Source organism: Kitasatospora sp. NPDC094028 (assembly GCF_049543595.1).
Lineage (GTDB): Bacteria > Actinomycetota > Actinomycetes > Streptomycetales > Streptomycetaceae > Kitasatospora.
In genome coordinates, this window is sequence record NZ_JBMVFA010000051.1 from 1 (window position 1) to 12,737 (window position 12,737).

Annotated in this window: 17 protein-coding genes; 11 read left to right on the forward strand and 6 right to left on the reverse strand. The window is 71.0% G+C overall.

Features of this window, described 5'->3' with window-relative positions; all coding sequences use genetic code 11:
- From ACPC54_RS39345 to ACPC54_RS39365, 5 genes are all read left to right on the forward strand, one after another.
- Window positions 1–181 (forward strand): hypothetical protein (locus ACPC54_RS39345; RefSeq protein ID WP_498972068.1); only part of this gene is annotated, 181 nt, incomplete at its 5' end.
- A gap of 50 nt (window positions 182–231) precedes the next feature.
- Entirely contained in the window at window positions 232–561 is a 330-nt protein-coding gene (locus ACPC54_RS39350; RefSeq protein WP_498972070.1) for an ArsR/SmtB family transcription factor, read from the forward strand.
- Complete coding sequence (locus tag ACPC54_RS39355) at window positions 558–1,310, forward strand: aquaporin (RefSeq protein ID WP_498972072.1); 753 nt, start codon at window positions 558–560, stop codon at window positions 1,308–1,310. The genes ACPC54_RS39350 and ACPC54_RS39355 overlap by 4 nt, the downstream gene beginning before the upstream one ends.
- Before the next feature lie 38 nt (window positions 1,311–1,348).
- Window positions 1,349–1,783, forward strand: a complete 435-nt coding sequence (locus ACPC54_RS39360; RefSeq protein ID WP_498972074.1) for an arsenate reductase ArsC — start codon at window positions 1,349–1,351, stop codon at window positions 1,781–1,783.
- Entirely contained in the window at window positions 1,765–2,268 is a 504-nt protein-coding gene (locus tag ACPC54_RS39365) for a GNAT family N-acetyltransferase (protein WP_498972076.1), read from the forward strand. The genes ACPC54_RS39360 and ACPC54_RS39365 overlap by 19 nt, the downstream gene beginning before the upstream one ends.
- 364 nt (window positions 2,269–2,632) lie before the next feature.
- On the opposite strand, the gene ACPC54_RS39370 is transcribed toward ACPC54_RS39365, so the two are convergent.
- Complete coding sequence (locus ACPC54_RS39370; protein WP_498972078.1) at window positions 2,633–2,785, reverse strand: hypothetical protein; 153 nt, start codon at window positions 2,783–2,785, stop codon at window positions 2,633–2,635.
- A 186-nt stretch (window positions 2,786–2,971) separates the two neighbouring features.
- On the opposite strand from ACPC54_RS39370, the gene ACPC54_RS39375 reads away from it, so the two are divergent.
- The 4 genes from ACPC54_RS39375 to ACPC54_RS39390 all read left to right on the forward strand — a co-directional run bounded on the left by ACPC54_RS39375 (window position 2,972) and on the right by ACPC54_RS39390 (window position 6,765).
- Complete coding sequence (locus tag ACPC54_RS39375; protein WP_498972080.1) at window positions 2,972–4,153, forward strand: hypothetical protein; 1,182 nt, start codon at window positions 2,972–2,974, stop codon at window positions 4,151–4,153.
- A 201-nt stretch (window positions 4,154–4,354) separates the two neighbouring features.
- Window positions 4,355–5,335 (forward strand): helicase-related protein, encoded by a 981-nt coding sequence (locus ACPC54_RS39380; protein WP_498972082.1) that lies wholly within the window; start codon window positions 4,355–4,357, stop codon window positions 5,333–5,335.
- 484 nt (window positions 5,336–5,819) lie between these two features.
- The gene (locus ACPC54_RS39385) at window positions 5,820–6,422 is read left to right on the forward strand and encodes a TnsB C-terminal domain-containing protein (RefSeq protein WP_498972085.1); all 603 of its coding nucleotides are present in this window, start codon (window positions 5,820–5,822) and stop codon (window positions 6,420–6,422) included.
- A gap of 106 nt (window positions 6,423–6,528) precedes the next feature.
- The gene (locus ACPC54_RS39390) at window positions 6,529–6,765 is read left to right on the forward strand and encodes a DUF6296 family protein (RefSeq protein WP_498972087.1); all 237 of its coding nucleotides are present in this window, start codon (window positions 6,529–6,531) and stop codon (window positions 6,763–6,765) included.
- 29 nt (window positions 6,766–6,794) lie between these two features.
- Here the strand turns inward: ACPC54_RS39390 and ACPC54_RS39395 are convergent, their stop codons facing one another.
- The 4 genes from ACPC54_RS39395 to ACPC54_RS39410 all read right to left on the reverse strand — a co-directional run bounded on the left by ACPC54_RS39395 (window position 6,795) and on the right by ACPC54_RS39410 (window position 10,299).
- Complete coding sequence (locus ACPC54_RS39395) at window positions 6,795–6,977, reverse strand: STAS domain-containing protein (RefSeq protein WP_498972089.1); 183 nt, start codon at window positions 6,975–6,977, stop codon at window positions 6,795–6,797.
- Window positions 6,978–7,293: 316 nt separating this feature from the next.
- A complete protein-coding gene (locus tag ACPC54_RS39400) occupies window positions 7,294–8,277 on the reverse strand; it encodes a hypothetical protein (RefSeq protein WP_498972091.1) in 984 nt (327 codons plus the stop codon).
- A 220-nt stretch (window positions 8,278–8,497) separates the two neighbouring features.
- Window positions 8,498–9,370: an ABC-2 transporter permease gene (locus ACPC54_RS39405; RefSeq protein ID WP_498972093.1), complete on the reverse strand. Its 873-nt coding sequence runs from the start codon at window positions 9,368–9,370 to the stop codon at window positions 8,498–8,500.
- The gene (locus ACPC54_RS39410) at window positions 9,367–10,299 is read right to left on the reverse strand and encodes an ATP-binding cassette domain-containing protein (protein WP_498972095.1); all 933 of its coding nucleotides are present in this window, start codon (window positions 10,297–10,299) and stop codon (window positions 9,367–9,369) included. The genes ACPC54_RS39405 and ACPC54_RS39410 overlap by 4 nt, the downstream gene beginning before the upstream one ends.
- A 133-nt stretch (window positions 10,300–10,432) precedes the next feature.
- Between ACPC54_RS39410 and ACPC54_RS39415 the strand changes: the two genes are divergently transcribed.
- Both ACPC54_RS39415 and ACPC54_RS39420 read left to right on the forward strand, forming a co-directional pair.
- A complete protein-coding gene (locus ACPC54_RS39415; protein WP_498972097.1) occupies window positions 10,433–11,605 on the forward strand; it encodes a sensor histidine kinase in 1,173 nt (390 codons plus the stop codon).
- Entirely contained in the window at window positions 11,602–12,261 is a 660-nt protein-coding gene (locus tag ACPC54_RS39420; protein WP_498972099.1) for a response regulator, read from the forward strand. Before ACPC54_RS39415 ends, ACPC54_RS39420 begins: the two co-directional genes overlap by 4 nt.
- 79 nt (window positions 12,262–12,340) lie before the next feature.
- On the opposite strand, the gene ACPC54_RS39425 is transcribed toward ACPC54_RS39420, so the two are convergent.
- Window positions 12,341–12,436, reverse strand: a complete 96-nt coding sequence (locus ACPC54_RS39425; protein WP_498972152.1) for a TauD/TfdA family dioxygenase — start codon at window positions 12,434–12,436, stop codon at window positions 12,341–12,343.
- Window positions 12,437–12,737: the final 301 nt, after the last annotated feature.

Sequence of the window (12,737 nt, forward strand, 5' to 3'; positions counted from 1 at the left end):
CGGCGTCCTCAAGGCGGTCGGGCTCGGCGCGGACATGGTGCACCGCACCGAGCGTCTCGGGATCACCGACTCGACCACCGACGCGCAGCGACGGGACATCGCCCAGGCCGAGCACGACCAGAGCATCCAGCGGTCCGCGTTCGTCACATGGGCCGGCCAAGCCCTCGCGCGGACCGGCTGAGACCCCCGACCGGCCGCGGGTGCGGCAACGGCACCCTTGCCGCACCGGCCGTGCTGCCCCCGTACAGCAAGGCGGCCCTCGCCGCACATCCGGTGCAGCGCGGGACAACCCCGCCGCGCGCCCCGGTGCTGCGCAAGGGGCATTGCACAGTGCTCCTCGCCGAGGGCGAGGAGCTCGGCCGCCGCGACCTGACCGGCCCTTTCGACGTCTCCCAGCCGACCATCTCCCACCACCTCAAGGTGCTGCGCGAGGCCGGCCTGGTCGGCTCCGAGCGCCGCGGCACGTGGGTCTACTACTGGGTGCTGCCCGCGGCCCTGGCCAAGCTGTCCGCGCTTCTGCAAGCCCCGACCGGCACCGTGTCCGTGGAGGCGGCGAGATGACCGAGTTGGCGCCGCTTCCCCGCCGCACGGCGGTGGAGTTCGTCGGGACCGGCGCCCTGGTCGCCGTCGTGGTCGGCTCAGGGATCCAGGCCACCAAGCTGTCCCAGGACGTCGGCGTGCAGCTGCTCGCCAACTCCCTGGCCACCGTGTTCGGCCTGGGCGTGCTGATCGCCCTGCTCGGCCCGGTCTCCGGCGCCCACTTCAACCCGGCCGTCACGCTGGCCGCCTGGTGGACCGGGCGCCGCGAGGGCGAGGGCCCGAGCCCGCGGGAGGTCGCCGCCTACGTCCCTGCCCAGATCCTGGGCGCGATCGGCGGGGCGGTGCTGGCGGACGCGATGTTCGCCGAACCCCTGGTGCGCTTCTCCACCCATGACCGGTCGGCCCCGCACCTGTGGCTGGGCGAGGTCGTCGCCACCGCCGGCCTGGTGCTGCTGATCTTCGGTCTGGCCCGGACCGGCCGCGCGCACTTCTCCCCGGTCGCGGTCGCCTCCTACATCGGTGCTGCCTACTGGTTCACCTCCTCCACCAGTTTCGCCAACCCGGCGGTCACGATCGGGCGCGCCTTCACGGACACCTTCGCGGGCATCGCGCCCGGCTCGGTGCTGCCGTTCGTCGCCGCCCAGCTCGTGGGCCTGGTGGTCGGCGTCGTGCTGGTCGCGGTGCTGTTCGGCCGCTTCGCCGCGGCCGCCGCCGAGGACGTCGTGGTCCCGCACGGCGAGCACCACCCCACCGCCGTCTCCGACCGCTGAACCCCTCCCCGCCGCTCCCGCCCCGAAGGAAGAACCCGGTGAGTGCTCCCGCCGTCCCGTCCGTGCTGTTCGTCTGCGTGCACAACGCCGGCCGCTCCCAGCTGGCCGCCGCCTTCCTCACCCGCCTCGGCGGCGAGTGGGTCGAGGTCCGCTCCGCCGGCTCCGCCCCGGCCGACACCGTTAACCCGGCCGTGGTCGAGGCCCTGGCCGAGGTCGGCATCGACATCTCCGCCGAAGTGCCCAAGGTGCTCACCACCGAAGCGGTTGAGGCGTCCGACGTGGTGATCACCATGGGCTGCGGCGACGCCTGCCCGTACTTCCCCGGCAAGCGCTACCTGGACTGGAAGCTGGACGACCCGGCCGGCCAGGGCGTGGACGCCGTACGCCCGATCCGCGACCAGATCGAGCAGCGCATCCGCGGCCTGCTCGCCGAGCTCAACATCCAGGCCGCAGCATGGCCGCCGCCCCGGTGACCGTCACCGCGATGCTTCCACAGCATGCCGAACAGGTCCTGACGATCTACCAGGCCGGCATCGACGGCGGCGACGCCACCTTCGAGACCACCGCCCCGACCTGGGAGGCATTCGACGCCTCCCGGCTCCCCGAGCGCCGCTTGGTCGCCCTCGACGGAGGCGGCCGGGTGCTGGGCTGGGCCGCGGTCGTGCCGGTCTCCGACCGGTGCGCGTACGCCGGGGTGGTCGAGCACTCCGTCCACGTCCACCCCGACGTGCGGGGCAGGGGTGTGGGCCTGGCCCTGCTGGGGGCGCTGCTGAAGTCGACCGACGCCGCCGGGATCTGGACCGTACAGTCCGGCATCTTCCCCGAGAACACCGCCAGCCTCGCCCTGCACGCCAAGGCCGGCTTCCGGGTGGTCGGCGCCCGCGAACGGCTCGGCCGCCACTTGGGCCGCTGGCGCGACGTCGTCCTCGTGGAACGCCGCAGTCCAGCTGTGGCCTGAGCCGGTAAGCAAGCCCCCGCCCCTGCAGGGATGGCGGCCTCATGTGCTTCCGGGCCTACCGCTGGACACCACCGCTGGAGGCGGCTCGCGCGGCCAACGCCGCGCTGCACCCGTGCTGGACGTGCCGGGGCTCGATCGGCGGGGAGGAGGGTTCGCTGCCGGAGCTGACCGAGAAGGCCGGCGCCGACCGATCCAGGTCAAACCACCTGATTTGGGGTATTCGAGGCCTTCGCCGCGGTCAGGGTCCCATTGGGGACTCGTGACCGCGACCCTGGTCAATTTCGTGAGCACGAAGCCTTAGAAGTGGGGGAAATCGCTTGGGACTCGTGACCGCGACCCTGGTCAATTTCGTGAGCACGAAGCCTTAGAAGTGGGGAAATCGCTGATCGTTCACACCTGGTTTCTCCGCGACGGCCCGCAGCGCGGCCGACTCGTTCGGGTAGTCGCCGAGGACCTTGGCGACCATGCGCACCGCACGGCGGCGCAGCTCAGGAGGGTAGGAGGAAGGACGTGCCATGACTCGAATCCTTACACGAAATCGAGTCCCCCGAACCCGGGGCGATTCACGAGATGCGTGGACAACGTTCGTCAACGCGCGGTAATTCGTTGGGCCGGTGTAGTTAATTCTCGGCGACGCGTGCCGCGATTCGGTGGTAAAGGAGCGTATCCAGGAGATCCGTTTTGCGGATCATCCAGGAGCGTCATGCGAACTCGAATCACCACCCTGGTCCTGTCAGGGCTGGCGTCGGCCGCCCTCGTCTGGGGCGCCGGCGGTGCGGCCTACGCTTCGCCCGTCGCCGACCACAACGCGGTTTCCGCCTCGACGGAGGCCCGGGGCGAATGGGTCGACAGTCTTCTGCGCCTGGCCGAGGGTGGCACCTCGGCGGACGGCGCCAGGAGCTTCACCAGCGGCAGCGCTTTCCGGCCGACGCAGGCCGTCCACCCGTCCCCCCGAATCGACGGTGACACCGGGCCCGAGATGGCCCTGGCAGACGGCCAGGAGCCCGGCACCGCGCAGCCGGATGACGCGGCCCAGCCCGACGAGCAGGGCACCGAGGGCGAGCGGCTGGCGGGGCAGGCGCCGTCGACGCTTCCCATGGACATGGGAGCGAACGGCAGCAAGAACTGCCTCCACGAGCCCGGGCACGACGGCCACCTCGCCGGCCACGGCCTCGGCGAGTTCTTCTGCCTGCCCGGCGTTCCCGGCGTCCCCGCCGAACACGGCATCCCCGGCATCCCCGGCATCCCCGCCGAGCATGGCGAGCACTGTGAACACGGCGAGCACTGCCACCACAACGAGCACTGCAAGCATGAGGAGAAGTGCGAGCACAACGAGCACTGCAAGCCCTGCGAGCACGGGGGCAAGCCAGGCGAGCACGGCAAGCCCGAGGAACACGGTAAGCCCGAGGAGCACGGCAAGCCCGGCGGCCAGGAGCAGCACCAGGACCAGGACCAGGCCCAGGACCAGGCCCAGGACCAGGGTCAGGACCAGGACGTCCACGTGACCGTCATCGTGCAGAACAGCGTCACCAACGACCTCAACAACAGCGCCAACAACTCCGCCGCCAGCAGCGCCACCAGCAACTCGAACAACTCCGCGCAGAACAACGCCAAGAACACCTCCCTCAACCTGAGCAAGATCAAGTTCGTCGCGGAGGAGATCGAGGAACGGCCGGCCCACAAGCCGGCCCACCACGGCAACCACGAGGTGAAGCCCGGCCACCACGGTGAGGGCGAGGAGCACCAGGCCGGACACCAGCCCCACGGCGAGCTGGCCCATACGGGCGCCCCGAAGACGCCCGTCCTGCTCGGCCTCTCCGCCGCGTTCCTCGCGGCCGGCGCGGCGGCCACGCGGATCAGCCGGCGGCGTGCTTCGCAGCAGTAACCCACCCACAACGGGCGCAGCGCAGGAAGTCGGCCCGGCCGACTTCCTGCGCTCTCGCATGTCCGCGTCCGACGCCCTCCTCCGCTCAGCCGACCGCCCTGGATGCGCTGTGGCGCGTGGAGCCGGACTGGAACCGCTCCTACCGGCGCCTGCTCGCCTACCTCGCCGCCGGCGGCGTGTTCGCGGAGGAGGCGTTGGAGAGTGCGGGAGGCCGGCGGCCGCGTCCACGCCCAGGTGAGCACGCAGGCCCCGCGCATCGCCGACCTGGTGGCCAAGGAGAAGCCGGGCGAGCCGGTCACCGTGTATGCCACCTACGCCAGCCTGGAGCGGATCGTCCAGGCCCACCGGCTGCACGGCCTGCCCGCCTGGGACCTGGTCGTCGTGGATGAGGCCCACCGAACCGCGGGCTCGGACGGCAAGCCGTGGCCCGCCGTCCACGCGGACGACCAGGTTCCCGAGAAGCGCCGGCTGTACTTCACCGCCACGCCCCGGATCGTCGACGAGGGCCGCGTCCCGCGCGAGGTGGTCGACGTCGCCGAAGGCACCGTCATCTGCTCGATGGACGACGAGCGCATCTACGGCAAAACCGTGTTCACCTGGACCCTCAGGCAGGGCATCGAACACGGTTACCTTGCCGACTGCCGCGTCCTGGTCCCCGTCGTCACCGATGAGGACCTGCGCGAAATCCTGCGCCTGCCGGCCGTCGCCGACCTCCGCTCCCAGCGCACCAACGAGGAACTGCTGCGCCTGGCCCTGCAGATCGCCGAAGAAGGCGAGGAGTGCTGCATCATCTGCAACTCCCGCCTCCTCTCAGAGGGCATCGACGTCGCCGCCGTCGACGCCATCGTCTTCGCCGACCCCAAGAGCTCAGTCATCGACATCGTCCAGGCGGTCGGCCGGGCGCTGCGCCAGTCCTACCGCCAGGGCAAAGTCAGCTGGATCATCATCCCCGTCTACCTCCCCACGCCGGAGGTCGGCGACGACACCGCCACCGCCCATCCGGCCGAGGTCCATGACGCCGGCGAGGCCGTGAAGGCCGAGGCCGACGCCGAGATCGAAGCGTCCTCGTTCCGTACGATCTGGCGGGTCCTGCGCGCCCTGGCGGCCCACGACGCCCCGGGTGGTCGGCCGGATCACCGAGCTGCGCGCCCACCGCTCGCAGGGCACCGCGCACACCTGTGAAGGTGCACTTATTTGTCGTCAGGTGCGGCAGCTCTCTGTCGTGGAGTAGTGGTGGGTTTCTGCTGCTCGGTAGCGGTGGTGGCTGGTCGTGCGTCAGTTTTGTGCAGCTTTCGGCGTCATCGGGATGACGTTCTTCCTGGTCAGGATGGTGCGGTTTCCTTAGCGCCGATGGCATGTCCGGCTTGTACCAGATAGTCCTGCTGGGTGTCATCGGAATGCGGTTTCGGGCGTCATCGGCGGTGAGCCGGCCGCAGGGCACCGGGGGTGGTGGGGGAGTGGGCGTGCCGTCGTTGGCGACGTTCCAGCGGGCGGTGCGCCGGGATCTGAACGCGGGTCAGCGTGCCGCGCTCAAGGGCGGGGAGGGAGCCAGGCGGGCGCACGATGTGCATCTGGCCCGTCCGGTGAAGTGGCGTAACGCGTGCTGGGAGGGCGATCACAAGCACCTGCCTGTCGAGGTCGAGCTGGACGGGCAGACGGTGCGTCCGTGGGTGACGTGGTTCATCGACTGCGCGAGGAACGCCATCACCGCGCGGCCGTCACCCCGCACCAGCCGTCCCGGGACGCGGTGCTGGCGGCGTTGCGGATCGCCTTGTCGCGGGACGAGAGCGGCGGCCCGTACGGGCCGATCGGAGGACTGCCGGAACTGGTGCGGGTCGACCGCGGTAAGGAGTTCCTGTGCGCCACGGTGACCCGGGCACTGGGCGCGCTCGCGGTCCCGGTACAGGATCTGCCCGCGCGCAGGCCGGAGTTGAAGGGCACGGTGGAGAACCTCAACCACTGCGTCGTCGACATGTTCCTGGTCGCGCAGCCCGGATACCTCCACGCCCCCATCACCACTACCCGCCCGCGGGCGCGGCGCGGCGACCTGGAGGGCCTGCTGTCGTTCACCGAGTTCACCGCACGGCTTCTGGACTGGGTACGGTGGTGGAACACCGAGCACCGCCCGCAGCCACTCGGCGGCCGCACACCGCTCCACGCGTGGCAGGACGACCCCACCCCGATCCAGGATGTCCCGCCCGCCCTGCTGCACTCCTTCACCCTCGAGGACGCGGGAGTGCGGGCGGAGCCAGGTGTGGCTGCCCGGTGAGGTGAGCGTGGTGAACGGGCGCGTGGCCCGCGCCTGGACGGCCCGGCACCGCTCCCGGGACGCCGGCCGGTGTCCCGCCGGCGGTGCCCGTGAGGAGGCGGTGGACGTGCCAGTTCACCAGCGGTATGCGGTGACCATGCCCGGGCGCCCGGGCGCGCACGAGCGGCCCACGGTGTTCCTGGTGCACCTGAGCGACGGCATCGCGCCGGGCGGCGGACATGTGTGGGTGGATGCCACCGGCCAGTGGCGGCTGAGGATCGAGGGCGAGGTGGCGACCGTGCTGTCCGCGCCCGCGGACTACGAAGGCCGCCACCCGTGCCTGGAAGCCGTCCCGATGCCATGACCGCCCAGGGACGCCGGGCGCGTGTTCCGTCAGTCGGCGCTGGCACCTGAGAGGGCGGCGCGGATGCTGGGCCTCATCGTGAGTACCTCGTCGGTGCCGGTTGCCTCCAGCAGCCGACGGGCCTGCGCGGGGACGGCGGCCAGGACCAGCCTGGTTCCGGTGGCCTCGGCGGCAAGGCGCACGCGCAGCAGCTCGTTGAGGCAGGACGGCAACCTCCGCTTCCGCTTCCGGTAACGGGGCGCCGCCCCTTCACCGGTCGTACCTCGGCCACGGCCCGGCGCACGCCCCGAAGATCAAGGCCTTCCGCCGTCACACGGCCTCGACCACAGGGTCGTCGATGTGCTTGAGCCGGCTGCGGGCGCGTACCTCTTCGAGCGATGGACAGTCCCAGCAGCGGCCGGATGCGCGCGGCGCGCCTCTGGACAGACTTTGCAGGGTGCGGCGCGCCGGCCGCGCTGACGAGGCGTGTACTCGGAGACCTCCTCGGCCCCGCTGCAGGACCTGCAGAGGCAGACGATCTGCCGCCGGTCAGCTCTGTTGGTAGAGGACCGCGCCGGTACGGCAGTCGAGGTCCACGAAGACGTAGAGGCAGCCTTCGCCGCCCCAGACGTCGGCGCCGCCGTTCATGGAGGCGAAGACCATCGCGCGGCCACAGAGCGGGCAATCGGGGCGGTCCGGGTCCTGGATCCAGTCAGGGTGTCCCCCCAGCGCGGAGCCGCCGTCGTGCCAGGCCGACCCGCTGCCGCCGTGCGGCCGGGCCGGCCCCAGCACCAGTCGGGTCGGGTACGGGTCCCAGCCGTCGAGCGCCGGGCCGTTGAACGAGGGCCGCTCGTTGTGCTCCAGCCAGCGGGCGCCGCCCGACCCGTCGTAGGCGCTGAGGATGGTGCCGAAGTCGGTGCACCGTGGGCAGCACAGCACGCGCACGTGGTCCGGGCCGGTGAGGCCCAGGGCGCGGGCCGCGGCCGAGCCCGGCGGGAGGTCGAGGGCGGCGTGCAGTTCCATCCGGCACCAGGGGCAGTGCTCGCCAGACGGGGCGCCGAACACCGGCAGGCCGTCCGGGCCGCCAGCGGCGCCTTTCGGCGCCTCGATGTCCTCGGCGTCGACCGGGATTAGCGCGAAGGCGGGGCCGAGAAGCAGGTCACGGCGGGTGCCAGACGGCAACAGCTCCCATCCGGCGTCGCGGGTGTGGACGCCGACGTCCTCCGCAAGCTGCCACCGGCGGAACGCCGTCTCGGCGTCGACCAGGTGCGTGTTGGCCACGCAGTCGAACAGTTCATCGCGCGCGACGCCGTCGGCGGCGTCGGCCAGCCGGACCAGTTCCCGGGTGGTGGCCTCGTCCGCGCCCCGGTAGACCTCGCCCCGACCGAAAACCCCTGCCGCGATCAGCCGTGCATGGTGCGGGGCCACCCGGCCGGGGTCGGAAGCCGCCGCGTCGGCCAGCTCCCATACGGCATCCTTGTCCCCCTCACAGCATTGGATGACCAGGTCCTCGATGCTCTCGTCCGTCAGCATGCGGCGCACCCTACCCGTGCGTGCGGACAGCCCATCCGCCGAGGCCGCGGCCGCCGAGGTGAAGCGCACCCGTTCCTGGTGGCGCCGACCCTGACCCGGCCTCACCCTCGGCGCAGGACCCTGACCTGCACCGGGGGGTTTCGCCTGGGGGCGGTGAGTTTCGCCCCAGGGTGCTGGTGAGTTCGCCCGCCCGGTTTGGTGAGTTCGCCGTGGAGCGCCGTCAGATGTCGCGGGAGCGGAAGGCCGTCACGACCACGGCGACCGAGCCGACTGCCCAGGCGCCGAACGAGATCCATGCGTGGATGGCGGACGGGTGGTGGCCGACGATGTTCCCGGTGTTGCCCATCGTGGTCAGGAAGATCCATCCGGCGAAGGGCCAACTGTTGACCACGAAGCTGAACAGATGGCCGGTGTGGAAGATCGTGTCGAGGGTGGACGAGCCGCCCATGAACAGCGGCACCATCACGAAGTAGAAGAAGAGGGCGAACACGGTGGCCGCGGTGTGGCGAATGAGCGAGGCGACGGCCATGCCGATCAGGCCGGACAGCGGGAACGCGAGCGCGGTGGCCAGCATGAACCGGCCGACACCGGGGCTGGTCCAGGAGAAGGCGGTGATCCGGTCCGAGTAGCCGGCCAGGGTGGCGGCCCAGCTCAGCACGGCGACGAGCACGCCGACGACGGTCAGTACGGCGGTCACGACGCCGACCTTGGCGAGCAGTACCCGGCTGCGGTTCGGTACGGCGATGAAGGTGGTGCGGATCAGACCGCTGGTCAGTTCGCCGAGCACGGTCTGGGCTCCGATCGTGCCGGCGAGGGCCATGAGCAGGGCGAAGAAGGGAGGATAGAGGGCGTCGTGCCCGGCCTCGTAGATCTGCTTGAACGAGTCGGGGTAGCCCGGCCAGACGTCGGCCGTGTGGGCGGCCGTCTTGTAGGCGATGAGGCAGGCCAGCACGGGGCCGGCGGCGACCACGACGAGGCTCGAGCGCAACGACCAGAACTTGATCCACTCCGCGCCGAACACGTCGCGCCAGCTGGCGGGTGACCCGACAGGAGGCTGGGTCCGGGCGGTGGGCACTGCTGCGAGGGTGGTCATCGGCCCTCACTCCTCTCCGAGGACGCGACTGCGGCGCGGTACTGGACACTGTCTGCGGTCAGCTGCATGAACGCGTCCTCCAACGTTCCACCGTGGGCGGTGACTTCGTGGACCATGACGTGGTGGGTGAAGGCGAGCTCGTTGATGTGGGTCGCGGTCAGTCCGGTGACGTTCAGGACATCCGGGCCCTCGGAGAGCACCGTGCCGCCCGCGTCCCGCAGGACCCCGGTCAGTGCGGTCGGGTCCGGAGTGCGCACGGTGACGCCGGCGGTGGTGGCGCGGGCGGCGAAGTCCGCGGTGGGCTCGTCGGCGATCAGCCGGCCACCACCGATCACGACGAGGTGGTCGGCGGTGTTCGCCATCTCGCTCATCATGTGGCTGGAGACGAAGACGGTGCGCCCTTCGGCGGCCAGGCTCCGGAACAGCTCACGCGCCCACCTGATGCCCTCCGGGTCGAGGCCGTTGACCGGCTCGTCGAAGATCAGGACCGGCGGGTCGCCGAGCAGGGCGGTGGCGATGCCCAGGCGCTGGCGCATCCCGAGCGAGAACCCGCCGATCCGCCGTCGGCCCGCCCCGCCCAGACCCACCGTCTCCAGGGCCTCCTGGACCCGGCGCTTCGGCAGGCCGTTGCTGTAGGCCAGCGCCGTCAGGTGCGCCTTGGCGGTGCGCCCCTTGTGGAGGTCGTTGGCGTCCAGCAGCGCGCCCACGTGGCGCAGGCCGGTGCCGAAGTCGCGGTACCGGCGGCCGTCGATGGTCGCGGTGCCCTTGGTGGGAGTGTTCAGCCCCAGCAGCATGCGCAGCGTCGTGCTCTTGCCCGAGCCGTTGGGGCCGAGGAACCCGGTCACCCGGCCGGGCGGCACGGTGAACGTCAGGCCGTCCACCGCCGTGATGTCGCCGTATCGCTTGGTCAGCTCGTTGATTTCGATCACGGAGAGGATGCTGCTGCCGACCGGGGCTGCCGCACATCAGCCCGCGGACCGTACGGTGCCCTGGCCGCCTCAGCCGCGAGGATGAGTTCCACGGGCCGATTCCCGCAGCTCATCGCCTGGTTAGCATCGCAGTGTGACCCGAGCTCCGAAGTTCCCCGCACTGCCGCGGTGGTTGCCCGACGCCCTGACGGTCCTGAGCTGGTGCAGCGTCCCCGCGTTCGCGATCGTGCTGCTCGGCAGGATCGCCGGGGACGGGCGCTCGCTCCACCTGGGGCGGCACGAAGGCTTCGCCGCCCCCCTGCTCATGGTGGCGGCGGCCGTCGTTCTGGCACTGCCGATCGGTTGGGCCGGCCGGCGGCCGGTGCCGGTGCTGGGAGTCGTGCTGGCCGAGACGGTCGGGGTGTGGGTCTATGGGGGGAGGACCTGGCCGCTCCTGCTGGTGGCGGTCATCCTGGTCTTCTACGTCACCCTCACCCAGTCGCAGCGCACCGGGGCCGCGGCCGGGGGCAGCGTGCTGATCACCTGGGGCATCGTCAACATGGCCGACAGGCCCGGCGCGGATCTGCTGAACGCCTTCAAGGTTCCGTCGGCCTACTGGGTGGTGATCACCTTCATCGCCTGGATCCTCGGCAGCTGGATACGGCTGCGGCAGGACCACGCCGAGACCCTGCGCGCCCAGGCCACGACCCAGGCGGTCCAGGCCGAGCGGCTGCGGATCGCCCGTGAGCTGCACGACATGGTCGCGCACAGCGTCGGTGTCATCGCGATCCAGGCCGGTGCGGCGGCGCGGGTCATCGAGACCCAACCGGTCGGCGCCCGCGAGGCGTTGAAAGCCATCGAGTTCACCAGCCGCGACACGCTCGCCGGGTTGCGGCGCATGCTGATCGCGCTGCGCGAGGCGGACGCGGAGGCGGCGCAGACGGCTCCGGCATCGGGTCTGGCGGACATCGAGAAGCTGCTCGCGGTGGCGGGGGACGCTGGAGTGCGCGTCGACATCCGGTGGCGTGGCGAGAAGCGCCAGGTGCCGGCCGAGATCGACCTGTCCGCCTACCGCATCATCCAGGAGTCCCTGACCAACGTGCTGCGGCACGCGGGCGCCACCACATGCCGCATCAACGTCGACTACGTGGAGGACGGGCTCGCCATCGAGGTCGTCGACGACGGGCGCGGCGGCGCGAGCACCGGCGTGGGGAGTGGCTACGGAATCGTCGGGATGCGCGAGCGCGTCGGGTTGCTCCACGGCCAGTTCAGCGCCGGGCCGAGGCCGGAGGGCGGGTTCCGGGTGACGGCTAGGCTTCCGGCATGACAATCAGCGTCGTACTCGCCGATGACCAGCCGCTGGTGCGTGCCGGCCTGCGTATGGTCATCTCCGATGCCCCGGACATCGAGATCGCCGGCGAGGCGGGCACCGGAGCCGAGGCGGTCCAGCTGGCCAGAGACCTCCACCCCGACGTCGTGGTGATGGACATCCGGATGCCTGTCATGGACGGCATCGAGGCCACCCGGCGGATCAAGGCGGAAACCGGGCAGGTCGGGGTGGTCATGCTCACCACCTTCGACGACGACGAGAACGTCTACGCCGCGCTGTGCGCCGGCGCCAGCGGGTTCCTGGTCAAGGACATGGTGCTGGAGGAGATCCTCGCGGCGATCCGGGTGGTCGCCGCCGGTGACGGCCTGCTCGCTCCGGGCGTCACCCGACGGCTCATCGCGAAGTTCACCACCCGGGAAGCGGCTCCCGAACCGCCCCGACGGAACATCGAGGGGATCACCGACCGCGAGCTCGAGGTCCTGACCCTGATCGGGCGCGGCATGTCCAACAGCGAGATCTCCGCCCACCTGTACATCAGCATGGCTACCACCAAGAGCCATGTGGCGCGTCTGCTCGTCAAGCTCAATGCGCGCGACCGGGTTCAGCTCGCCATCGCCGCCCATGAGGCGAGGATCGTCCCGCCGCCCGAGTGACGCCCTGCTCGGCCACCGACCGAACCGGGATCCCTGGTCCACCGGCGGCGGAACAGGGATCCCGGTTCAGTCGGTGCCCTCAGCGCGACATGGCGACCAGGACCCGGCGGCTTCCGGTGAACGCCCTGCGCCTGTGTGCGACGGCGACGTTGTCGATGACCAGGACGTCGCCCAGCGCGCGACCGCAAGATCACGTCATAGTCCCTTCCGCACTACCTTGGCTGGACACTGCGCGCCGTGGCCTCGGTCCTGCTCCGCCGAGGCGCCCGCCAAGGGTGGCTGCTGGTCGATGCGCTGGCGGCGCTGGACTGAGGGTCAGCCGTCCGAGGCTTGCCGCCGACTCTCCGTCATCGCCAGCCGCGTCGCCACAACGCACAACGGACAACGGACAACGGACAACGGACAGAACTGGTAGACCTACATAACCTCAAGGCCCGCGACGCCGACCGCTCCGCCATCATCCAGGAGTGCCAGCA

Coding starts and splice junctions, on each gene's coding strand:
- ACPC54_RS39420 (WP_498972099.1), top strand. CDS start 11,602: ATGACAATCAGCGTCGTACTCGCCGATGACCAGCCGCTGGTGCGTGCC.
- ACPC54_RS39375 (WP_498972080.1), top strand. CDS start 2,972: ATGCGAACTCGAATCACCACCCTGGTCCTGTCAGGGCTGGCGTCGGCC.
- ACPC54_RS39355 (WP_498972072.1), top strand. CDS start 558: ATGACCGAGTTGGCGCCGCTTCCCCGCCGCACGGCGGTGGAGTTCGTC.
- ACPC54_RS39400 (WP_498972091.1), bottom strand. CDS start 8,277: ATGCTGACGGACGAGAGCATCGAGGACCTGGTCATCCAATGCTGTGAG.
- ACPC54_RS39365 (WP_498972076.1), top strand. CDS start 1,765: ATGGCCGCCGCCCCGGTGACCGTCACCGCGATGCTTCCACAGCATGCC.
- ACPC54_RS39370 (WP_498972078.1), bottom strand. CDS start 2,785: ATGGCACGTCCTTCCTCCTACCCTCCTGAGCTGCGCCGCCGTGCGGTG.
- ACPC54_RS39405 (WP_498972093.1), bottom strand. CDS start 9,370: ATGACCACCCTCGCAGCAGTGCCCACCGCCCGGACCCAGCCTCCTGTC.